General features: G+C 54.1%; 18 protein-coding genes. 7 read left to right on the plus strand and 11 right to left on the minus strand.

Features of this window, described 5'->3' with window-relative positions:
- Positions 1–135: 135 nt before the first annotated feature.
- Entirely contained in the window at positions 136–4,026 is a 3,891-nt protein-coding gene (purL, locus tag ACSOSI_RS19510) for a phosphoribosylformylglycinamidine synthase (RefSeq protein ID WP_476705977.1), read from the minus strand.
- 279 nt (positions 4,027–4,305) lie between these two features.
- Between purL and mltF the strand changes: the two genes are divergently transcribed.
- The gene (gene mltF / locus ACSOSI_RS19515) at positions 4,306–5,766 is read left to right on the plus strand and encodes a membrane-bound lytic murein transglycosylase MltF (protein WP_026142494.1); all 1,461 of its coding nucleotides are present in this window, start codon (positions 4,306–4,308) and stop codon (positions 5,764–5,766) included.
- Here the strand turns inward: mltF and tadA are convergent, their stop codons facing one another.
- Positions 5,767–6,312: a tRNA adenosine(34) deaminase TadA gene (gene tadA, locus ACSOSI_RS19520; protein ID WP_375189166.1), complete on the minus strand. Its 546-nt coding sequence runs from the start codon at positions 6,310–6,312 to the stop codon at positions 5,767–5,769. It abuts the gene before it with no gap.
- A 76-nt stretch (positions 6,313–6,388) separates the two neighbouring features.
- Between tadA and ACSOSI_RS19525 the strand changes: the two genes are divergently transcribed.
- Both ACSOSI_RS19525 and yiaY read left to right on the plus strand, forming a co-directional pair.
- The gene (locus tag ACSOSI_RS19525) at positions 6,389–7,441 is read left to right on the plus strand and encodes a DUF2157 domain-containing protein (protein WP_476705978.1); all 1,053 of its coding nucleotides are present in this window, start codon (positions 6,389–6,391) and stop codon (positions 7,439–7,441) included.
- A gap of 147 nt (positions 7,442–7,588) precedes the next feature.
- Complete coding sequence (yiaY, locus tag ACSOSI_RS19530) at positions 7,589–8,740, plus strand: L-threonine dehydrogenase (RefSeq protein WP_476705979.1); 1,152 nt, start codon at positions 7,589–7,591, stop codon at positions 8,738–8,740.
- 187 nt (positions 8,741–8,927) lie between these two features.
- Here yiaY and yfhb read toward each other — a convergent pair whose 3' ends face one another.
- Genes yfhb through murQ form a run of 3 tightly spaced genes read right to left on the minus strand, consistent with a single transcriptional unit; the run spans position 8,928 to position 11,868 of the window.
- Complete coding sequence (gene yfhb / locus ACSOSI_RS19535) at positions 8,928–9,584, minus strand: phosphatidylglycerophosphatase C (RefSeq protein WP_115184004.1); 657 nt, start codon at positions 9,582–9,584, stop codon at positions 8,928–8,930.
- A 3-nt stretch (positions 9,585–9,587) separates the two neighbouring features.
- Positions 9,588–10,955, minus strand: a complete 1,368-nt coding sequence (locus ACSOSI_RS19540) for a PTS transporter subunit EIIC (RefSeq protein ID WP_135345062.1) — start codon at positions 10,953–10,955, stop codon at positions 9,588–9,590.
- A gap of 19 nt (positions 10,956–10,974) precedes the next feature.
- A complete protein-coding gene (gene murQ, locus ACSOSI_RS19545; RefSeq protein ID WP_115184002.1) occupies positions 10,975–11,868 on the minus strand; it encodes an N-acetylmuramic acid 6-phosphate etherase in 894 nt (297 codons plus the stop codon).
- 174 nt (positions 11,869–12,042) lie between these two features.
- Between murQ and ACSOSI_RS19550 the strand changes: the two genes are divergently transcribed.
- From ACSOSI_RS19550 to ACSOSI_RS19565, 4 genes are all read left to right on the plus strand, one after another.
- The gene (locus tag ACSOSI_RS19550; protein WP_476705980.1) at positions 12,043–12,891 is read left to right on the plus strand and encodes a MurR/RpiR family transcriptional regulator; all 849 of its coding nucleotides are present in this window, start codon (positions 12,043–12,045) and stop codon (positions 12,889–12,891) included.
- 135 nt (positions 12,892–13,026) lie between these two features.
- Positions 13,027–14,565, plus strand: coding sequence for a phosphoethanolamine transferase family protein (locus ACSOSI_RS19555; protein ID WP_476705981.1), 1,539 nt, complete (start codon positions 13,027–13,029; stop codon positions 14,563–14,565).
- Between the two features lie 353 nt (positions 14,566–14,918).
- Positions 14,919–15,161 (plus strand): DinI family protein, encoded by a 243-nt coding sequence (locus ACSOSI_RS19560; protein ID WP_041417111.1) that lies wholly within the window; start codon positions 14,919–14,921, stop codon positions 15,159–15,161.
- On the plus strand, positions 15,161–15,403 hold the full coding sequence (locus tag ACSOSI_RS19565; protein WP_476705982.1) for a hypothetical protein: 243 nt from the start codon (positions 15,161–15,163) through the stop codon (positions 15,401–15,403). Before ACSOSI_RS19560 ends, ACSOSI_RS19565 begins: the two co-directional genes overlap by 1 nt.
- Positions 15,404–15,430: 27 nt before the next feature.
- Here ACSOSI_RS19565 and ACSOSI_RS19570 read toward each other — a convergent pair whose 3' ends face one another.
- The 6 genes from ACSOSI_RS19570 to ACSOSI_RS19595 are packed head-to-tail and all read right to left on the minus strand — an operon-like array spanning position 15,431 to position 23,782.
- Positions 15,431–16,201, minus strand: coding sequence for a hypothetical protein (locus ACSOSI_RS19570; protein ID WP_476705983.1), 771 nt, complete (start codon positions 16,199–16,201; stop codon positions 15,431–15,433).
- Positions 16,194–18,473, minus strand: a complete 2,280-nt coding sequence (locus ACSOSI_RS19575) for a prophage tail fiber N-terminal domain-containing protein (protein ID WP_262243976.1) — start codon at positions 18,471–18,473, stop codon at positions 16,194–16,196. The genes ACSOSI_RS19570 and ACSOSI_RS19575 overlap by 8 nt, the downstream gene beginning before the upstream one ends.
- A gap of 44 nt (positions 18,474–18,517) precedes the next feature.
- Complete coding sequence (locus tag ACSOSI_RS19580) at positions 18,518–21,907, minus strand: TipJ family phage tail tip protein (protein ID WP_476705984.1); 3,390 nt, start codon at positions 21,905–21,907, stop codon at positions 18,518–18,520.
- A gap of 60 nt (positions 21,908–21,967) precedes the next feature.
- A complete protein-coding gene (locus ACSOSI_RS19585; protein ID WP_115184520.1) occupies positions 21,968–22,576 on the minus strand; it encodes a tail assembly protein in 609 nt (202 codons plus the stop codon).
- A gap of 41 nt (positions 22,577–22,617) precedes the next feature.
- Entirely contained in the window at positions 22,618–23,037 is a 420-nt protein-coding gene (locus ACSOSI_RS19590) for a hypothetical protein (RefSeq protein ID WP_476705985.1), read from the minus strand.
- A 43-nt stretch (positions 23,038–23,080) separates the two neighbouring features.
- Complete coding sequence (locus ACSOSI_RS19595) at positions 23,081–23,782, minus strand: C40 family peptidase (RefSeq protein ID WP_476705986.1); 702 nt, start codon at positions 23,780–23,782, stop codon at positions 23,081–23,083.
- Between the last annotated feature and the right edge of the window lies 1 nt (position 23,783).

Here is a 23,783-nt window from a genome sequence, read left to right on the forward strand (position 1 = left end):
ATCAATGAGTTATGTGTCTCTTTTTAGAGACAGTTAAAATAGCCCCTGTCGCAAAATACCGACAACCCTCAGCAGGCAGCGCAATAAAAAGGGGCGCAATCTCTTGCGCCCCTCAGGCTACCGCTAAATGCTCGCTTAACCCAGTTGCTTACGGGCGTTGCGGAACATACGCATCCACGGGCTGTCTTCGCCCCACTCTTCCGGATGCCACGAGTTGCTGACGGTGCGGAATACCCGCTCCGGATGCGGCATCATCACCGTCGCGCGGCCATTGCTGCTGGTCACTGCGGTGATCCCGTTCGGTGAACCGTTCGGGTTGGCTGGGTAGGTTTCCGTGACCTGACCGGCATTATCGACAAAGCGCAACGCCACCAGGTTATGGTGCTCCAGAGCCGCCAGATGTGCAGCATCGCGCACCTCGACGTACCCTTCACCGTGCGAGACAGCGATCGGCATGCGTGAACCCGCCATACCCTGCATGAACAGCGACGGACTGGCCGCCACTTCCACCAGGCTAAAACGCGCTTCAAAACGGTCTGACAAATTGCGTACGAAACGCGGCCAATGTTCAGCCCCTGGGATCAGGTCGCGCAGGTTCGACATCATCTGGCAACCGTTACACACGCCCAACGCCAGGGTCTGCGGACGGTGGAAGAAGGATTCGAACTCGTCACGGACGCGATCGTTGAACAGAATCGACTTCGCCCAGCCTTCACCGGCGCCCAGTACGTCACCGTACGAGAAACCGCCGCAGGCCACCAGCGTATGGAAGTCCTGCAGGTCGCGACGGCCTTCCAGCAAATCGCTCATATGCACGTCTACCGCATCAAAACCGGCGCGATGGAATGCTGCCGCCATCTCAACGTGAGAGTTAACCCCCTGCTCGCGCAGTACCGCCACTTTAGGACGTGCGCCCTTGGCGATGTACGGCGCAGCAATGTCTTCTTCCGGAGCAAAGCTCAGTTTGACGTTCAGACCAGGATCGCGCTCATCCTGTTTGGCCTGGTGTTCCTGATCGGCACATTCCGGGTTATCACGCAGGCGCTGCATCTGCCAGGTAGTTTCCGCCCACCAGGTGCGCAGCGTGGCGCGGCTTTCGCTGTATACCGTTTTATCGCCCTGTGTGATCACAAAGCGATCGCCGGCCTGCACGTTGCCGATGTGATGAACATTGTCCGTCAGGCCGTGCTGAGCAAATACCTGCTGTACCGCTGCAAGCTGGTCAGCCGTAACCTGGATCACCGCGCCCAACTCTTCGTTGAACAGCGCAGCCAGCGCATCGTCGCCCAGCGCTTTGATATCCACCTGCACGCCGCAGTGGCCGGCAAACGCCATTTCCGCCAACGTGACCAACAGGCCGCCGTCGGAACGGTCGTGGTAAGCCAGCAGCGCGCGATCGGCCACCAACTGCTGCATGGCGTTAAAGAAGCCCGCCAACTGCTCAACGTTGCGCACGTCGGCCGGTTTGTCGCCCAGTTGACGATAAACCTGCGCCAGCGCAGTGGCACCCAGCGCGTTATGGCCGTTACCCAGGTCGATCAGCAGCAGTGCGCTGTCACCCTTATCGGTACGCAGTTGTGGCGTCACGGTGTGGCGGACATCTTCTACACGAGCAAAACCGGTGATCACCAGTGACAGCGGCGAGGTCATTTCGCGCTGTTCGTTGCCTTCCTGCCAGCGGGTTTTCATCGACATCGAGTCTTTGCCCACTGGAATAGTGATACCCAGCGCCGGACAAAGTTCTTCGCCCACCGCTTTCACCGCTTCATAAAGACCGGCGTCTTCACCCGGGTGACCGGCTGCCGCCATCCAGTTAGCGGAAAGCTTCACGCGCTTGAGCGAACCGATTTCGGTCGCGGCCAGGTTGGTCAGCGCTTCCCCGACCGCCAGGCGGCCAGAGGCAGCGAAGTCCAGCAGGGCTACCGGCGCACGTTCGCCGATCGACATCGCTTCACCGTAATAGCTGTCCAGGCTGGCGGTGGTAACCGCACAGTCGGCCACCGGGATCTGCCACGGGCCGACCATCTGATCGCGTGCCACCATACCGGTCACGGTACGGTCGCCAATGGTGATCAGGAAGGTTTTCTCTGCAACCGCCGGCAGATGCAGTACGCGGTTGACCGCATCATTCAGGGTGATCTCGTCACGCTGCAGCGGCTGGCCTTTGGCCTGCAGACGAGTCACGTCACGCGTCATCTTCGGCGTTTTGCCCAACAGCACGTCCAGCGGCATGTCGATTGGTTGGTTGTCGAAATGGCTGTCGTTCAGCGTCAAATGTTGTTCTTCGGTGGCTTCACCGATCACCGCATAAGGCGCACGCTCACGGCGGCAAATCTCGTCAAACTGCGCCATCTGCGCCGGTGCAATCGCCATCACATAGCGTTCCTGCGATTCGTTACACCAGACTTCCAGCGGACTCATGCCCGGCTCATCGTTCAGAATATCACGCAGTTCGAAACGACCACCGCGGCCACCGTCGCTGACCAGTTCAGGCATGGCGTTGGACAAGCCACCGGCACCGACATCGTGGATAAACAGAATCGGGTTTTGTTCGCCCAACTGCCAGCAGCGGTCGATCACTTCCTGGCAACGACGTTCCATTTCCGGGTTGTCGCGCTGTACCGAAGCGAAATCCAGATCGGCATCAGACTGGCCAGAGGCCATGGATGATGCCGCGCCGCCGCCCAGGCCGATATTCATTGCCGGGCCACCCAGCACCACCAGTTTGGCACCGACGGTGATTTCAGCTTTTTGTACGTGGTCGGCACGGATGTTACCGATACCGCCCGCCAGCATGATCGGCTTGTGGTAGCCACGCAGTTCCACGCCGTTATGGCTGTTGACCTGCTCTTCATAGGTACGGAAATACCCCACCAGCGCCGGACGGCCGAATTCGTTATTGAACGCCGCACCGCCCAATGGGCCGTCGGTCATGATGTCCAGTGCCGCCACAATGCGGTCTGGCTTGCCGAAATCCTGCTCCCATGGCTGTTCAAAACCGGGAATACGCAGGTTGGAAACCGAGAAGCCCACCAGACCGGCCTTGGGTTTGGCACCGCGGCCAGTCGCGCCTTCGTCACGGATCTCGCCGCCGGAGCCGGTAGCCGCACCCGGCCATGGGGAGATCGCCGTTGGGTGGTTATGAGTTTCCACCTTCATCAGGATATGAGCGGCTTCCTGATGGTAGTCATACTGGCCGCTTTCCGGTGCGGCGAAGAACCGACCGACCTGCGAGCCTTCCATCACGGCCGCGTTGTCTTTATATGCCGACAACACGTAATCCGGCGTCTGTTCGAAGGTATTTTTGATCATTTTGAACAGCGACTTCGGTTGCTGTTCGCCGTCGATGATCCAATCGGCATTGAAAATTTTATGGCGGCAGTGCTCGGAGTTGGCCTGCGCGAACATGTAGAGTTCGATATCCGTCGGGTTGCGCCCCAGACCGGTAAAGGCATTCAGCAGATAGTCGATTTCGTCTTCGGCCAGAGCCAGGCCCAGCTTGAGGTTAGCCTGCTCCAGCGCGCTGCGCCCTTCCCCCAGCATATCGACCCTCTGGTAAGGTGCCGGCTGATGCTGAGCGAACAGTTGCTCCGCCTGTTGCAGGCTGCTGAAGACGGTTTCCATCATGCGGTCGTGCAACAAGGTGGCAAGCTGCTGCCATTGGACTTCGGTCAGCGCCTCTGCCTTGACGTAGAACGCCAGACCGCGCTCCAGCCGCAGCACCTGCTTCAAACCGCAGTTATGGGCGATATCGCTGGCTTTGGAAGACCACGGAGAAAGGGTACCCGGACGCGGCGTCACCAACAGCAGGCGGCCTTCAGGGGCATGTTCGGCGAGAGAGGGGCCGTACTTGAGCAGGCGCGCGAGCTTGGCGTGCTCTTCGGTATTTAACGGTGCGCTAACATCAGCAAAGTGGACGTACTCGGCGTAGATATCACTGACCGGAAGTTGAGCGTCCTGGCAGCGGGACAGCAGTTTGGTAACACGAAAAGCCGACAAAGCGGGCGAACCACGCAGTATTTCCATAATCAAAGTTCTCTCGTCTTCGAAGCAACTGACTTCAGCACTTCATTGGGCGCAACAGGGGGAAAACGCGCGCCATTATAGAGAATCTACGCCGCCGACGAAACCGTTTGCGTAGCTATTATTGATAAAAGCTCTCCGCCCCCTCGAATTGTCATAACGTGTCAATAAAGTTGCGCGCTGGCGTTTTGTTGCGCAAAATGCCCCGGCACTGTTGATTTAACCATAAGAAAAGACTGGTCAGCCGTCGGCAGTGCATGTGTGCCACCACTGGATAACTATTTGAAACGCCTTAAAATAAACTACATTCTAATCGGTGTTGTTACCTTGCTTCTGGCGCTCGCCCTGTGGCCCAATATTACCTGGCGCGGCGGTCAGGGCGGGCAACTCGAAGAGATCAAATCGCGCGGAGAGTTGCGTATCAGTACGCTAAACTCGCCGTTGACCTATTTCACCACCAAGCAGGGGCCGAGTGGTCTCGACTACGAGTTGGCAAAACGCTTCGCCAACTACCTGGGCGTGAAACTGGTGGTGATCCCGCACAAGAACATTAATGACCTGTTTGACGATTTGGACGATGACGATGCCGACCTGTTGGCCGCCGGTCTGATCTACAATCAGGATCGCCTCAGCCGCGCGCGCACTGGCCCGGCTTATTATTCCGTTTCCCAACAGTTGGTTTATCGCCTGGGTACGGCTAGACCGAAAACCTTTGCTGATATTAAAGGCAAACTGGCGGTGGCCTCCGGTTCGGCACACGTCAGCACCCTGAAACAGCTCAAGCAAAGTAAATTCCCGGATCTCAGTTGGGAAGCCTCCAGCGATCTCACCTCCAAAGAGCTGCTCGAGCAGGTGGCCGACGGCAAGCTGGATTACACCCTCGGCGATTCCGTCACCATCGCGCTGTTGCAACGCATCCACCCGCAATTGGCAGTGGCGTTCGACGTCACCGATGAAGAACCGGTCACCTGGTATCTGAAACGTGGCACCGACGACAGTCTGTATGCGGCAATGCTGGACTTCTACAGCCAGATGGTGGATGACGGCACGCTGGCGCGGCTGGAAGAGAAGTACCTCGGCCACGTAGGCAGTTTCGATTACGTCGATACCAAAACCTTCCTGTCCGCCATCGATTCGGTGCTGCCGACTTTCCGTTCGCTATTTGAAAAGTACGCCAGCGAGATCGACTGGAAACTGCTGGCGGCCATTGCCTATCAGGAATCGCACTGGAACCCGCAGGCAACCTCACCGACCGGCGTGCGTGGCCTGATGATGCTGACACGAGCCACCGCCGACGGTCTGGGGGTTAACGATCGTCTCGATCCCGAGGAAAGTATTCAGGGCGGTGCCCTCTACCTGCAAAGGCTAATGGCCAAGGTGCCCGACAGCGTGCCGGAAGATGAACGTATCTGGTTCTCACTGGCAGCCTATAATATGGGCTGGGGCCATATGCTCGATGCCCGCAAACTGACCAAAATGCAAAAAGGCAATCCGGACAGCTGGGTCGACGTCAAACAGCGTCTGCCAATGCTCAGCCAGAAACGCTATTACCCGCAATTAACCTACGGCTATGCGCGTGGGCGCGAAGCCTATAACTACGTGGAAAACATTCGCCGCTATCAGGTCAGCCTGGTGGGTTATTTGCAGGAAAAAGAGAGAAAGGCGGCACAGGAAGCGGCCGAACAGGCTGACCTGGGGAAAGGTTATCCGGCCGTTACGCCGGAACTGGCACTGAATTTCTGATTATTCCGGCTTGTTATCTACATCGGTACGCTGCGCTTGTTTCAACGCCTTTTGCTGCTCACGACGCATGCGGAAAAAGTTGCTCAGCGTAGCGGCGCACTCCTCGGCCAGCACGCCGGACAGGATCTCCACCTGATGATTCATGCCGGGGTGGCGCAAAATATCCACCAGCGACCCTGCCGCACCGGTTTTAACATCGGCCGCGCCGTACACCAACCGACGAATACGGCTGTGCACCATAGCGCCTGCACACATCACGCAGGGTTCCAGAGTCACGTATAGGGTAGCATTCAGCAGACGGTAGTTCTGTAGCACCGCCCCGCCCTGCCGCAAAGCCATGATTTCCGCATGCGCCGTCGGATCGTGGCGGCCAATCGGCCGGTTCCAGCCTTCGCCAATCACCTGATTATCCAGCACCAGCAATGCCCCTACCGGCACTTCACCCTCTTCCTGCGCACGCAGGGCCAACCGCAATGCCTGACGCATCCAGTATTCATCGTTATATTCAGTCATTGCATCATTCCTCGTGCACTTTGCGGCGGGCATTATACACAGTAGCCCCTTTTGTCGCAGCCACTCGACTATACTGGCCGAATAACGGTGCTTTTCAGGGACAGGAAACATGAAATTCAGCAAAAAAAATGCCGCCGTGGTGCGCAAGGCGTTGGACGGTTGGGTGGGTGAAGGCGCGCTGACCCCGCAACAACAGCAACAGCTGCTGCAGCATGTAGAAGTGCAGCCCTTCGACTGGCGACGACTGGCGCGTTATGCATTTCTCGCGGCGCTGGCTTCGCTGGTGATAGCCATCAGCAGCCTGTTCGCCGACAGCGAGCTGCTTTACCGCTTGAGCGAATTGTTCCGCTTCGATGCCCCGGTGCGCATGACTATCGCTACCGTAGTAGCCGCACTTTGCTATATCTGGGCGCTACGCCGTCGTCGTCGCCATCCGGAAAAACGCTACGGTAATGAGGCGGCGCTGTTCGTTGCCGTGCTGTTTACCGCCTGTGCCCTGTGGCAGATGGGCGTCTGGCTGGATAACGGCAGCGGCCGGGTTTCACTGCTGCTGATATTCGCCGCCCTATTGTATGGCGTGATCGGCTGGTTCAGCCGCTCCGGGCTGGTGTGGTGGTTTGCCCTGCTGTCACTCGGCAACGCCTTCGGTGCCGAAACCGGTTATATGTCCGGCTGGGGAGCTTATTGGCTGGGCATGAGTTTCCCGATGCGCTTTATTGCCTTCGGGTTGGTCCTGATCGCCGCGGCTTTGCTGTTACGACCGCTGCTCGCCAGTCGCGGGCTGGAACGAGTTTCCCTGGCGATGGGCTTGTTGTATCTGTTTATTGCCCTGTGGCTGCTGTCAATCTTTGGCAACTATGGTGACCTCGACAATTGGTACAACGCTCGTCAAATAGAACTGTTGCACTGGAGCCTGTTGTTCGGCCTGGTCGCCGTCGGCTGCATTTGGCTGGGGCTAAAACGTGACGACGGCATGCTGCGCGGGTTCGGCCTGACTTTCCTTGGCATTAACCTCTATACCCGCTTTTTCGAGTTTTTCTGGGGTGCGATGCCAAAGGCGATTTTCTTTGTGCTGCTCGGTCTGAGCCTGTGGGCATTAGGCCACTACGCTGAAAAAATATGGCAACTGGGCCGCAAACCGCACGACCTGACCGATGATTAACATCAGGCCACGTCTGCAGCGCAGCTAACAACAGGGTGGTTTAAAAGACAACGGGTATACCGCGAAATTGCGATAGATCATAAACGCTTAATAATTAGCGTAGTAATGTTTGAGGCAAGCAATAAAGCTTTTATCAAGGAGTGACTTATGGCTGCCTCAACTTTCTTTATCCCTTCCGTCAATATGATTGGTTCCGGCTGTCTGGACGAAGCGGCAAAGACCATGAAACAACAGGGATTGCGCCACGCATTGATCGTGACCGACAAAGTGTTGAATAACATCGGCGTGGTCGCCCAGGTTCAACAGTTACTCGCCGTACAACAGATCGAAAGCTGCGTTTATGACGGTACTCACCCTAACCCAACTACCCTTAACGTGAAACAGGGCCTGGCCCTGCTGCAAGAACACCACTGTGACTGCGTAGTTTCTCTTGGCGGCGGCTCACCGCACGACTGCGCCAAAGGCATCGCGCTGGTTGCGACCAACGGCGGAGAGATCAAGGATTATGAAGGTGTCGATCGCTCCGCCAAACCGCAGTTGCCGATGATTGCCATCAACACCACCGCCGGCACCGCCTCTGAAATGACCCGTTTTTGCATCATCACCGATGAAGCACGCCACATCAAAATGGCGATTGTCGACAAGCACGTCACCCCAATCCTGTCGGTCAACGACCCGCACCTGATGGCCGGTATGCCGAAAGGCCTGACCGCCGCCACCGGGATGGATGCATTAACCCACGCGATTGAGGCCTATGTTTCCAGCGCCGCCAACCCGATTACCGATGCCTGTGCGCTGAAAGCCGTCACCATGATTGCCGAATCGCTGCGCGACGCGGTCGCCGACGGCAGCAATATGCAGGCACGTGAAAACATGGCTTACGCCCAGTTCCTGGCCGGAATGGCCTTCAACAACGCTTCTCTCGGTTATGTGCACGCCATGGCGCACCAACTCGGCGGTTTCTACGATCTGCCGCATGGGGTATGTAACGCGGTGCTGCTGCCGCACGTGCAGGAGTTCAACGCCCGCGTTTGCGCGCCACGGTTGAAAGACGTCGCCGTCGCCATGGGGCTGGATGTGAAACATCTTAACGACCCACAGGGCGCTGCTGCCTGTATCGCCGCCATTCGTTTGCTGGCAAAAGACGTCGGCATCCCGGCTGGGCTGCTCGATTTAAAAGTGAAAGAACAGGATTTCGATACGCTGGCGACCACCGCGCTGAAAGATGCCTGCGGTTTCACCAACCCGATACAAGCCACCCACGAACAGATCGTCGCCATCTTCCGCGCGGCAATGTAATTATCCAAAATAGCAAAAGGGCGGATATCCGCCCTTATACTTCGTTAAAGCCAGTTATTAGGGAGAGCGTGCCGAAGGGGTCGTAGCAGCTTTAGCTGCCGGAGCGCCCCTCGGTGCGCTAGGCCCGGGTATCTCAGTCTAACCAACAGCTTTATGATTAAACCAAGGGCGGATATCCGCCCTTTAGTTATTCCAACTGCTGCAGCTCACCCAGCTTACTGACCCGCCAGCGGTGCTCGCAGAAATACAGCAAAGGATTATCCTGCTTGCTGTCGCTGTAGCCGCTATACAGCTTGAGCGGCGCGCCGAGACGCTGTTCCAACTGGGTCACCTTCTGTACCCCCAGGCAACGCAGAGCCAGCACCCAACCACCGTAACGCCGTAAAATACGGCTGCCCACCAGATGGACCTGCGGCAGAAAAGCAGAGTCCTGATATACCTGCTCCACCAGACGCTCCGGCGAACCGGTGATCAGCCATACCTGCGCATCATGCGCTTCGAGGTACTGGCGCAAACGCATTTGCACCACCGGGAAAGCGGTCACCTTATCGCGGAAATAACTGACAAAACGCTGTTCCAGCGCCTTTAAGCGGGCCTCCGAGCGACCAAAGGTAATCGACCACAGCAGCACGCTCATCGGCCAGCGGGCAGCACGGCCCATCACCAACAGCGTCAGCCCGACAACCGGCAACAACGGTACCACCAGCAACAGATTCAATGGCAGATGGCGCAACAAGAAACGCAAGAAACTACCAAACATGTCTTCCTGATGCAGCGTGCCGTCCAGATCAAAGAACACCACACGGCGGCCTTCCGCGGCCTGTTGGCTCTGTTTCTCGCTCAAGCGCTACTCCTCAGGATCGTTGAATCCCATTATCCAGGTGAAAATAAATCCAGCGGCAATGGTAATCACCAGACCCGTCAGATACAACATCACCTTACCCGAGACAATGGTTAACGCCAAAGGTAAACCCGAGATACCGAAGGTGATCACCGTCGCCACCTTCCAGTAGCTGATCAGCGCCCCGCCCACGGCACCGCCGAGACACGCGGCGACAAAGGGCCTCCCCAGCGGCAAGGTCACCCCGAAAATCAAGGGCTCACCAATGCCGAGAATACCGACCGGCAACGCTCCCTTGATCACCTTTTTCAGCCGTGCGTTACGGGTTTTCATTAATACGGCCAGCGCAGCCCCGACCTGACCAACACCCGCCATCGCCAAAATCGGCAGCAGTGGGTTGGAACCATGTGCCTGCACCAGCTCGACGTGGATCGGCACCAGCCCCTGATGCAAACCGGACAGCACCAACGGCAGAAACAGCCCAGACAGCACAGCTCCCACCAGCAGGCCCCCTTTGTCGATCGCCAGGTTAGCGCCGTGGGCGATGGCATCCGAAATATAGCCGCCCAGCGGCTGCAGGATCACAATCGCCAACGATGCGGTCACCAGCGTGGTGATCAGCGGATTGAGGATCAGCTCGATCGACTCCGGCAGCCAATTACGCAGCCGCTTTTCAACCCAGCACATCAACGCCACCACCAGCAGCACTGCAATCACCCCGCCACGGCCAGGCTGCAACGCCTCACCGAACAAAGTGATTTGCGCCAATGCCGGGCTGGAAAGGATACCGGCCATCACGCCGCCCATAGCCTGAGAACCGCCAAACACCCTGGCGGCGTTAACCCCGACCAGAATATTCATGATGGCGAACACGGCACTGCCAAAAATTGCCAGCAGTCCCAGCACGTTAGGGTAATTTAGCGCCAGTTCGCCGGCAATATCCGGCCGTTTCAACAGGTTGATGATGCCGGTAATCAGACCGGAGGCGATGAACGCCGGGATCAACGGAATAAAGACATCGGCCAACTTTTTCAGCGCACCGCTCATTGGCGCAGCATACTTTTGCTTGGCTTGTGCCTTGTTACGGGCGACATCATCTCCGCTGGCCACGGCAACCGGTGCGCCGGTGAGCAGTGAACGCATGGCATCGACCACCTTGGCAGCGGCACCCGGCCCAACAATAAACTGGTGCTGTTCGCCCTGTTTGATATAGCCCTTAACACCCGGTAACTGCTTGAGCGCCGCCAGGTCAAGGCGTTGCTCATCGCTAACCTCGACACGTACTCGTGTCATGCAGTTCTCCAGCCGGAGGATATTCCCCTCACCGCCAATGCCCGCCAGAATCTGTGTCGCCAGTGCCGTTGTCTTGTCCATCGCCCGCCCCAGGTATGGTTTAGCGCGTCAATGCCGCGCGCAAATAGCCGTCATGCTGTTGTAAGCGCTGCTGCGCCTCTTGTGCGTCGATACCGGCCAGGATCATCAGGATTGCCGGTTTGACTTCAAAACCGGTCTGCGTCAGCGCCGCTTCGGCCTGACTGCGCTCGGCACCGGTGGCTTCCACCACGATGCGGCAGGCGCGATCCACCAGTTTTACGTTGGTGGCCTTCACGTCTACCATCAGGTTTTCATAGACTTTACCCAGTTTGACCATCGCCCCGGTCGACAGCATGTTCAGCACCAGTTTCTGCGCAGTGCCAGACTTCAAACGCGTCGAACCGGTCAGGGCTTCCGGCCCCACCACCGGTGAAATCGCCACCTGCGCCTCATGGGCGATTGGCGAATCCGGGTTACAGGAAATCGCCGCCGTCGGACAGCCCAATTGGCGTGCATAGCGCAGTGCACCAATCACGTAGGGTGTCCGCCCGGATGCTGCCAGCCCGACCACCATATCGGTGGCGGTCAAATCCAGCGCGACAAGGTCAGCCTCGCCCAGCGCCGCATCATCCTCCGCACCTTCCACCGCTTTGAGCAACGCGCCCGGGCCACCGGCAATCAGCCCGATCACCATGCCATGCGGCACGCCGAAGGTCGGCGGACATTCGGAAGCATCCAACACCCCAAGGCGGCCGCTGGTGCCGGCCCCCAGATAAATCAACCGCCCACCGGCCTTCAACGCCGCGGCCGCCAGATCCACCGCTTGTGCGATGGCCGGCAATACTTTTTCAATCGCCTCCGGTACTTTGCGGTCTTCCTGGTTAAAACAGCTCACCATCTCCAGCGTCGACATCTCGTCGAGCCCCATGGTGGCCGGATTGCGGGTTTCAGAGACTAAAGCGCCCAAGTTCATTTTTTCACCTTTGAATTTTTAATTCACAAACTTAAACCATTATTTGAATATTTTATTCAACAAAGCGAGCGCTTTTTGCTATTTTAGAGACTGGCTCACAAAAAATTTTCACTGCGCGTTTTCGCCATCACCGTGGCAGAATAGCGTCTGGTTTCCAGGGATATATCAATATCAATGAGTACCCTTCTTCGTATTCGCCAGATGTATCCAACGCTGGCTCAAAATGATCGCAAGCTGGCGGACTTTCTGCTGCATAACGCCGAGCAGGCTCGCCATCTCAGTTCGCAAAAGCTGGCCCAACTGGCTGGCATCAGTCAGTCGAGCGTGGTGAAGTTTGCTCAGAAGATGGGCTACAAAGGCTTCCCGGCACTAAAACTGGCGCTAAGCGAGACCCTGGCCCAACCGCAGACAGCCCCCGTAGTTACAGTACATAACCATATCCTCAGCAGTGATGCCTTGAAAACCGTTGGTGAAAAACTGTTGGTAGAAAAGCAGGCAGCGTTGCGCGCCACGCTGGACATTAATAGTGAGGAACGCCTGCATCAGGCACTGGAAATGTTGCGTCAGGCGCGAAGGGTTATTTTGTTGGGGATTGGCGCTTCCGGCCTGGTCGCCAAAGACTTCTCCTATAAGTTGCTTAAAATTGGCGTGATGGCAGTGGCCGAGCAGGATATGCACGTCCAGTTGGCAACGGTTCAGGCGCTGGACAAGCGGGATTTGCTGTTGGCCATTTCGTTCAGCGGCGAACGACGGGAAATCAACCTGGCGGCGGAAGAAGCCCGCCTGGCCGGTGCTAAAGTACTGGCGCTGACCAGTTTCTCACCGAACGGCCTGCAGCAACGTGCCGACCACTGCTTATATACAATCGCCGAAGAACCCAACACCCGCAGCGCGGCCATCTCTTCCAGCACCGCTCAATATGCCCTCACCGATCTGCTGTTTATGGCCTTAATTCAACACGATCTTGATCATGCCCGCGATAGAATAAAACACAGCGAACAGTTAGTGAAAAAACTCGTCTGAGTCGTATAATGCCCATGCCACAAATACCAGAATATAAAAAACTCATCTAAAAATAGAGTACGTGGCGTTTATTGTTTAAATTCCGCCCAGAATTTAATCAGGCATGGACAGCAATATATTGATAATCGAGTTTTTATGAAAACACATACAGCAATTTTAAATAAAACCCACATACTCGCAACATCACCCGTGGCCCGTCACTTTTTGCTCTTCGTTGTCGTTTCGTTGATATTAATAAAGGCGATGGGATATGGCGGCACCAAAGGGATTGATATCCTGTTTGTTTCACTTAGCCTGTTATTATTATCTGCAATCCCCCTCACTCGATATTTCCTGGTTATACCCTATATTATATTCTGTGCCATTTATGCCCCCGTCGGCGTGATCTACGGCCCACCTTCCGTCTCCGTGGTGTCGGCCCTGTTTCAAACCAACCGGGCGGAAGCCATCGAGTTTCTGTACGCCATACCTGCCGGCTGCTACCTGTTACCCAGCGCCACACTGCTCACGTTGTTTATTCTTGCTCGCTATAGCTGGCAGCGGCCACTCCCGACTAGAAAAATATTGCCATTTTTGGTGATTTTTATCGTTGTGCTGCTCGCCAGAATACTCAGTGGGGGAGTGGGGAATCTTCATTTGGTGAATTTCTTTTCATCGCTAACTTCTTCGTACCAGAGCTACAACCAACAAATGGCCGAAATTGAAGCCGGTACGCATTCCCAACCCAGTTGGCTCCTTAATGGCGCTAATAGTAACAAGGCTAACTATGTCATTGTGGTTGGCGAAAGCATGCGCAGGGACTACATGTCATTATTTGGTTATCCGACGCCAACCACCCCTTTTCTGGATCACGTGAACGGGACCTTTTACAGTAATTATATTTCCACCGCGCCGAACACTTTCGAATCTCTGCCAAGAACCCTGGCATTGAGCGACGGAAAAACACATCATATTGCGGATAATATTATCACCCTGGCAAAAGCCGCAGGACTGCATACCTATTGGTTTTCCAACCAAGGGTTGATTGGCCAATTTGATACCCCGATCTCCAAAATAGCCATGTTTAGTGATGAGCATCAGTTCCTGAAAAAAGGAGATTACCAATCACGCAATACCGATGACGATGAACTGCTGCCGCTGTTGCAAACGGCACTGGCCCATAATGGTGTGGGGAACCTGTATGTTCTGCATATTATGGGATCGCATGCCGATTTCTGCGAACGACTGGGCGGTGAGCCACCGGCTTTCACCAGCGATAATTCCGAGCTAGGTTGTTACCTGTCGACCTACCGCAAGACGGATCGTTTCATCGAGCATGCTTATCAGATGCTGCAGGCGACACACTCCCCGTTTAAATTATTCTATTTCTCTGATCACGGCCTTTCTCATAGAGATATTGACGGCAAGCTGTATCTACGCCATGGCGGCAATAATCGACAGAATTATGAGGTGCCGCTGTTGGTACTTTCTGATTCCGACCGGCAGCGGACCCTTATTGAGGATCCGCACAGTGCCTTTGACTTTCTCAGTCTGTTTGCCCAACAGGCTGGGATTACCCTCACCCAACCACAATTACACGCAGCGGTGACTGCGCAAGGCACACGGCATGTCTTCAATGGTCAGGAAATGGTTGATTTTGATCAGTTGGCCAACGACCCGCCGGAGTTACTATGACGGCCCGGTTAAGCGCATCTGCTGCTACAGGTGAAAAAACGCCCGGAAAAATGGGTTTTATGATAGATTGCGCGCCTGTTCGTGTGCACCGATTAAAAGATAACTGACATGGCACTGCTGATTACCAAGAAATGCATCAACTGCGATATGTGCGAGCATTGATATTATTTCATTGATAATCAGCATATTACAATTATGTGTTATAAATTGCGCTACTGTTTTTTCTTCTCATTTTTCACTATAAATTCCACCAGCAACACAAATCCCTCCATTTTTTCTATGCCGCTACTTGATCTAATGACAAACCAAAGCCGATAATACTGGCTATACATACAGTAAAATTGGTGGGAAAAATGTTTGTAGAACTGGTTTTTGACCAACGTAATGTTAACGGTTTGCCTGACGCGGCGGAGATTATCAAAGCAGAATTGACTAAGCGGGTACACCGGATTTTTCCCGATGCTGTGGTGCGGGTAAAACCTATGCAGGCGAATGGGCTTAACTCCGACGCAAACAAAAGCGACAGAGAAAAGCTAAATAGGATGCTGGAGGAGATGTTCGAAGAAGCCGATGAGTGGCTGGTCACTGATATCTGATGACTAGTTTCAGAATAGGCGCTAAACAAATCTTCTTTCTGACCGAAAATGAACGATTCCCAGCACCTGATCAGAACAGCGCGATCATGCTGGCGATTAGAGAAGATGAAGAGGGCCAGGGCTGGTTGTACACTTACCACAACCGGCGCTGGGAGTTGGTTTCAGAAATACCCTACTCTACAGAGAACTTGGCGTTAGACGCCGCGCTCGCTTTCGATATAGCCGTACCCTATAAAAAATAGCCGGGTTACCCCCGGCTGCTATTACAGTTAGAATGGCGTCCAGTCGAATTGGTACTTCAGCACTTCGCGAACCCACGCACGAAACTTCGCTACCTCATCAGCCGTTAATGCAATGCTAAAAATCGCTGCCATCCCGATATCTGAAGGCTTACCATTGACCGAGCCTAAAAGCCCACCCAGCGAGCCGATCATGATATTCCCCCCAATATCCACCCGAGCGCCGGCAGGCAGTCCATAGGCCACCGCATTCGATGCCCCATCCTGATTTAGCCAGACATTCCCGCCATTAAGTTGCGGTGAGCTGCGGCACTCAGCCAAAGCCCATGTTCCTGGGTTATACGGCAATGACGATTGGAATAACGATTTTGAACCGTCGGCATTAACCACGGCATTGTTGTAATAAAACTGGTTAGGACGAAACATCATGCCCGTGCCTTGACTGGTTCCACCACCCGGTGCCGTCCCGTTAAAGTTCGACATCAGTGCGCTTTCTTCTTTCGGGTCAGGTGCTCTGGCCAGGCAGATCATGGTCATTGAATCAGTTTGAGCTACACCGCTGTCAATGTAGTTGGTTGAGCTGTTAAACGTGGTATAGGTGCCGTGCGGTACCGGTTTACCGATCACCCGCCCAGGCGGCTTACCCCGCACTAAATTTCTCGTCAGGTTTCCCGTGTCACCACAATAAAAATTGAGATATTCCAACCCGCGCATGATCGGTGTTGTGACGCTCTTCGCTCGAGAGATCGCTCGGGAGTTGTTTGAAACGATAGTGATACCGAGATCGACTAAATCAGTCATTTTTTACCGCCTGTATTCTGTACGCGCAGCTCGCGTTGTTCAGTGGGTAGGGTTTATTCACGTAGGCTGGCAAGTTCGCCGCAGCATACTGGCCGGTTCCTTCCCGATATTCGTAGTTGTATAGCGCCCGCGTAGTATCGGAGTCAAAAAGGTTGCCATCCCCCCCATAAGTACCTTGCCCGGCATACCAGACAAAAACCGGCGCTATGAGGTCACGCTGAGCGGTGATCCGGGTTATTGTGTCTGCGGCAATTTCCACACTCGCGATCGCAGCATCACCTTGCGCATCCGTGATGCGATACCCTTTGTTCTGAAACATCGTTGGGGTAATGGTGCTGAATGTCTCTCGCCACTGAAGGGGAGGATTCCAGACTAGGTGATCTGCGAGCACTTCCCGGCCGGTAAAAGTTGCACCAATCGGCAGCGTAGGAAACCAATCTAACCGGCGGTCAGCCACCTGATGCATGACCTTTCCGATTTGCTGGCCTAACCAACGGTATCCGTTCGGATCGCGATGCCCGCCGGGTTTGGACGGCACTGGTGCTTCCGGCCCTGCAAGAAACACATTGTCCCGCTCATTTTGCATTTCGATATGTGCCATGCCGATCGACAGATTCGTCGTGTCGCGGGTATAAACATCCCCCGTTTGCATAGTGATAAAGAATGGCCGTTCAGTTACACCAAATATTGCCGGGTTTTCTGAAGCAATATCGTCAAACAGCGTACCGAGTTCGGCTTTGAACTGGTTTTTGTCGGTGGTACCGTCGGTACCCAGGTAGTTCCATTGGTTGCCGTTGTAGACGCAGCCAGCGATCCCGCAAGTTAACGTACGGCCAACTTCTGCAGATTTCGCATCTACCAAAGCCTTGATATTGTTCAGCGCCTTCAATACACGGTTTTCATAGTGGCGGGACGGAGCACCTTTAGACAGTTGCTCAACCGAACGGCCGGCTACCGCGCAATTGACCACGATGATTTTCCGGTTGGGGTTATCTGTCATGCCATTCAGCTGCAGCTGCAACGCCCGCCAGAGATGAACGGCACTGACCGCGCTGTCTTCGCCTTCACTGGTATCCTTCTCAGGCAGTACGGCCACTTGTTCATCAGAAAGCCCCAGGCCGTTTGTCCCCTGGACAACCGCTCGCAGGGGCTGGAATATGTTTGCGCCCAACGGTGCATAGGTGCCGCTCCGGGAACTGCCCCGCGTCGAATCGCCAACCATCAGAAGATTTTCAATCTCACGCGCAACTTTTGTTAACGCTGGCCACCCCTCCATAGCCGACGCGAGTGACTGGCCATAAACTAAAATGATGCAGTAATCCCAGATGGCCCCGGCAATGTCGTACGTGATGCCCTTCGATTTTCTGAACATCGCTGCCAACTTGTTCCGGTTGTCCCTTTCCAGTAGGGAATTACCCGGCTCAGGCGGTTTCGGTGGTTCAGGATCGGCGGTGGCAGTGTCTTCTGGCTGAAACTCAAACGACTGCGGATCCATCATGATAAAACGCCCTTCGACGTTCGTTTTAATCGTGAAAGCCTCGTTAATTATCGCATCAGTCGCAACGCGTACTCTGGTCGTGCCAAAAGCACCGCCTTTTTCGATTTCGAATTCAGAAAAACCGTTCGGATCGCGAATGGCAGCGGCGAGATCGGCCTTATCGTCCCTGAGTGAGTTCGCCACTTTTTCCACAGCGTTTCCGCTGGTAGTGAAAACACCTGTCGGTGTCAGCACTTTATTCACGTTGTGGTATTCGTCAGAAACATGGCCTTCAACAGTAGAGCGAACCCAGATGTACTCTCGGGTTTCTGTACCACCGTTAACAGCCTCCTGCGCTTTCGTAAGCGTTGGATATGCGTCAATTCCAGCCTGCGCAGCATCAGCTGATGCCTTTGCATCGTCCCGCGCTTCTCTGGCTTGCTGCGCATACAGGGCTGCGGCAGCCCGCATATCATCAACTATTGCCACAATCGCTGGCGTTAGTTCCTCTTGCCCAGGGCTGGTCAGAAAATCATTAAGCGTCCCTGGCTTCGAGTCGCTATAAACGGTGATCTGCCCTACTTTCTCGAATGGACGCCCATACGCCTCAATCATTACGTTATGCGTGCCAACTTCGACCGACAGTGAATAACTACCATCTGGGCCAGTGGTGGAACTGGACGGCGCAAGGTGAACGACTGCCGATGACGTTTTGACCGCTGTCAGCATAATGGTTACACCGGGGCGCGGATCGCCATTCGGGCCGATGAGTTTACCGCTGATTAAAACAGCCATATTTTCTCCAGTAAAAAACCCGCCGAAGCGGGTTGTTATTTCAATTATGGATTTTCAACAGAGAAGCCACTGTTTTGCGGTGTGGCCCAAATCATTATCGTGTATTGCGTCGACTCTCCAGAGCCTTGGTTTAGTGCGCCTGCATGTACATTAATATCAAGCCCTTCACCTTTAGCTACGTCGCGAGAAAAATTGAACATAGTCGTATATGAATAGCTACTTGAAGAATCTCCGTTCCTTGCGATATACAACCCATCGACAGCAGAGCCCTCATTACCGTTGAAGTAGACTTTTGTTTTCTGCTGGCGATTCATGACGGCCATAACATAACCATAAATCCGCATGGGCATTAGCGGATTGCCTTCATAGCGTATTATTCTCTGGCCGTTTGTATTTGCAATTGTGAAACCGAAAGTATTGCCTTGGACAAGGTTACCTTCAATATTGGCGGCTGATAACTTACCGTCGATAATGCAGTTTTCAAGGATGTGGCAATTACTAAAAGTTCCGTTATTGAACTCCCCTGACGTTGCCGTTATTGTTCCGCGAACATCACAATTAGCGAAAGATGCCCAACCATTTTTATTTATCAACCAGCCTGTTTTACCGGTAACCCAATCATAATTAGATGATGAAATCCAATCGCCAATTTTGGCATTGGTTATCGATGCATCTTTGATGAAAGCCGAGTTCATGAAAACTTGGTTATTTTCAATTGCGAACGGGACTGATACAGCCGAACCCTGCCCGTCTGCAGTATTCAGCACGGCGAACCTGTCAGCCAATATCAGTACCTGGCTCTGCATTCCTTCCGGTGTATTTTCAACGCCTACGCCGATCCCGGCGGTGTAAAGCTTACCGTCAACAGTCTGTCCTACTTTGACAGACCACATATCCTTCAACTTTCCGGCATCTTCAACCGGCCCCAGCAGTTCCTGTCCCAGCTCCGTTTCGGTGATTTTCCCTTTTAGGTAGTCCAGTACCTCGCTGGCGTCTTCGCTCGACGTTCCTTGCGTCCAACCCGTCCACGGCCCTGTATTTCCCAGCTTATCCACCAGACGCGCCTGGAACCAGAAATTCACACCAGCGGACAACCCCGTCATCGTGTGGCTACGCTGCGGGTAGGCATAATCACCCAGGTGCATTTTGTTGCTGCCGTCCGAGTTCTGGCTATACCAGATTTCAGTACGCTGTGTGTCCTCTGCCCCGAGCGGAAACTCCCAGTTCAACACGATGCCAAACACCTGACCTATCGTCGTAAAACTGGCCAGCGCTGGCGGCTCTCCCTGCTTACCGGTCAGCACCATTTCTGGCGCGTTCGCCCATACGCTGGAAATTTCAGAAGGGTTAATGGCACGCACGCGGGCCTGATAGCGACCAGCATAAATGCCGGAAACCTCAAACCCGAGCGTTGACGTTCGCGGCGCAGGTATCCAGTTGCCGTTGTCCCGGCGCCACTCGGCCTCGTAGGCAATCGCACTTTCAGCCCGATCCCATGTAACACGTAGTGTGGCCACGGCCAGCCCTTGAATAATGGCTGACGACTCACCTATCTGAACATTCTTCGGCGGCGGCTGCACACCAGGCGGGATAACGCTGATCGGCGGGTCTTCGATTCGAGCGCCAGTATCAATTTTGGGATATTTATTCGGGTCATGCTCGACTGCAGTAATATCGAACGATACCCCGTCATCGCCTTCTTTAATGCCGGTCACACGGAACTGCTGCAGCGCGAGATCTGACGCGTCAACCGCCCACACCGCCTCGGCAACCGGTGTTTCAGAATACGCCGTTGTTACCGTAACGGTTTTACCCGCTACCGCCGCAATGGTTCGGCCCTCCGCTTTTCCGCTCGGCAGGTTCAGTATTAATCGCTCACCAACAACGGCTGAAGAAACGCGATCAAGATTGATATTGCGGCCATCCACGGAACTGATACGGCCACCGAGCGGGCGGCCTGCCAGCATTTCATCTGCGATAGCAATAATCCAACCCGGCAGAGGTACTTTGCCATCAAGACCAACGGTGAACGATACAAGGCGATCCTTGTCGTTGGTGTGTAACAGCCATTTACCCCGGCGGATACCTTCAGACTTTCGAATACACCCGATCGCCGTCAGGTCAGCTTGTTTGATGCCATAACGTCGAATTAGTGATTGTTCTGCGACTGGCTCTATCGCGTCCTGATAACCGTTTGCCGGGTCGCTCCAGCTCACCATGCAGGTGCTGTAATGCGTTTTCTCGCTGGCGCTGGCATAGGTAAACTTGCCATCTTTAACGTTGGCGCGGGTGAAAATGTATTTAACATCGGCGGGCATGTCGGCCAGGACATTCATGCCGTTGTTTGCCCAGAACGTAGAGCCGCGATAAATAGACGCGATGTCGCGTAGTACGTTCCAAGCATCCTCTTGTGACTGGATGTAAACATCACACAGAAAACGCGGTTCTTTTCCGTCACCGCCCCGGCCATCCGGCACTAACTGATCGCAATACTGTCCAATCTGGTACAAGTCCCATTTCGTCAGCGCGAGGTTTTCAGCCTTTACTCGGGTTCCGATAGAGAACCGGTCATTTATCATCAGGTCATAGGTTATCCAGGCGGGGTTATTCGTCCATGCTGTTTTAAATGTCCCGTCCCACACCCCGGTATATTCCCGTGTCTCAGGGTTATAATTCGATGGTATGCGGACTATCCGCCCTTTTGGCTCGCTGGATACCTGGGGAATATTGGGGAACTGTTTCGCATCGAACTGGATAAACAGCAATGCTGTTTCCGGATAACGCAGCTTGGCGTCTATCGTCTCCGTAATGGCTTCAACCACCATTTTATCGGCTACCCGGTTACTGGTGCTGTTCGGCGTCAGGCGACGGACACGCACTTGCCACCCCGTTGTGGCCGCCGGCAGATCGATGCGGTGACTGCGCTCATATTTGGTCGTGGTCTTGCCATCAATGGCAGTGCGCAGGGCTTCTTGATAAGTTCCGCCATCAGTGGCAACGTCGATCGCATATTCAATGCGGTACCCGACTACATCCCCGTTATCTTGCTGCTGCTGCAACTGGGCCCAAGAAAAACGCAGTCGTACCGCAGAAAGCTGAATGTTGGTCACTGCTCTAACCCAGTCACGTTCGCTTGTTAATTCAGTGCTGACCGTAATTTCGTTTTCAACATCAGGCATGCCGGGAATGTAATCCTGATGTGGCGTGCCTGAACGGAATTCCCATTTCACGCCGGGGAAGTTTTCAGTGCCATCAGCCGAAGTTAGCGGAGTGCCATCAAGAAAAATCCGGGTGCCATCAAGTTCACCGGCAAACTCTCCCTCGCCCAGCGCCAGAAGTATTTTTGCGTAAGAGGTGGACTGCAAAGAATCGGGTGATTCTGTCGGTGTGCTGGGGCTACTGCTTCCACCTTTCCGGCCTTCAATAACGTGCATACTTTTCTCCAGGCGTAAAAAAACCCGCCGGAGCGGGTTCAGTAAATCAGAGGCTTCTAATTACTGCTGGTCTTCTGCATAGATGCCAGCGGAGATAATGGCGCCACCAATGCGACGCTTCCCATATAGAATCGGCACTGGATTACCCTGGGCAATGGTATTAACTGGCCCACCGAATGCGTATGACGGCTTATTGTCAGGATCTTGGCGTGAAGCCAGTCCGCCCTGCATAGGTGAAAGCATTTGAATGACGCCACCAAGCATCATGGCTCCACCAGCCCACGCCAACTGAGCACCAAACGCGGACATTGTCCCAGCAGAAAACACTGATATAAGAACACCCGCAACAACCATCACTGCACCTAAAATCGTTTGGAAAACACCTGCTTTTTTACTTCCGATAATTATTGGTGCTATTCGTATATCTCGCCCGTTTGAAGGCATGATGAGATCATCTCTACTCAGCCCATTCTTACCCTCAAACACAGCAAAAGTTAAACCGATTTCCTTGCTTTTCAGTAAGAAGTTTTGGAATCCAGGGATAACCGTACATAACGCTTTAATTGCCTCTTGAGGACTATCTACCGCTAGTCGATGAACTCTTCCAAATGTTGCGCCAAGAACACCATATAAACGTATGGTCTTAACTTCAGGGATTAAAAATGGCATAAAATATTCCAATAAAAAAGCCACCTATTGGTGGCTTATTTTCAATTTAATGGAAGGGGTTTTACATCAAGGTTACCACTCGGGTCTGAGAATAACCTGACTGCTTTTGTTTGGTTGTGCTTTAGGCTTAATTCCCTACCAACTGGCACATCATCTGCAAAACAAACTTTCCCTTCGCCCTTCATCGCAATATTGTGTTCACCAGCAGAAAGATATAAATCTACACGTTCGCCAGGGTTGAGGCTCGCAGATCGTACACCGTCAATATATACACCAGCAAAACATCCCACACCTAACATTCCGCTATCTCTAACAATAATCAGTTTTGCACCATCTTTAATTGGAGATTGATATTTAAAAATCCGCTCTTTAGGGGCTGGTCTTGCCTGATCAGGAAAAACAGCCTGAGTCGCACATCCAGAGAGAAAGGCAATTGCTATAACAAACGCTATTCTTTTCATCGTGATATCCCTTAAATTAATATCCCAATATCATAGCAGCAGTTCAGCCCTTGTAACGCAAAACCGTTATCGTTCGTTCTTGCCAGTACCCACCATAAGGAACACGCGTGCTGAGCTGGCCATACATGTGATGCACCATCAACCCATCACCCAAGTAGACGCCTGCGTGATTCGGCTCCGGTGCCTGAACTTGCATAACGATTACGTCGCCGATCTGCACCTCGCCCGATGCCGGCACGAAGCCCGCCTCGGCGTAAAGTTTCATATAGAGGTTTTCCCCCCTATCCCACCAGCCATCTGTCCGTTTAAAATTCGGCAGCGTAATGCCACGCTCGAGCTGATACCAGTCCCGGATTATGGCGTAGCAATCCCAGAACCCATGCAAGAACGGACGGCCCAGCAGCGGCTTAATGCCCTGCGTGGGCATGACTCCCCGAATATCTCCCTCCGGCCAACTGGCGATGATCCACGGTAATTGTGACAGGTCACACTGCGCAATATCGAGTTGACTGGGCTGGGTGGTAGCGTCGGGGTGACTGTGAACAATCGCAATGATTGTGCCGGCATCTTCAGCGGCGGCGTAATCCTCTGGTGCCAGGCTAAACTGTTCAGTGGGCTCCGGTGCCAAATTTCGGCAAGGAACGTAACGCTGCCGGCGTCCGTTTTGCACCACCAGCCCACAACACTCGCGCGGATACTCCGCCGCCGCATGCGCCAGAACGGCGCTGATTATCTGTTTACGCATT

The organism is Serratia sp. AR11, from assembly GCF_056376275.1.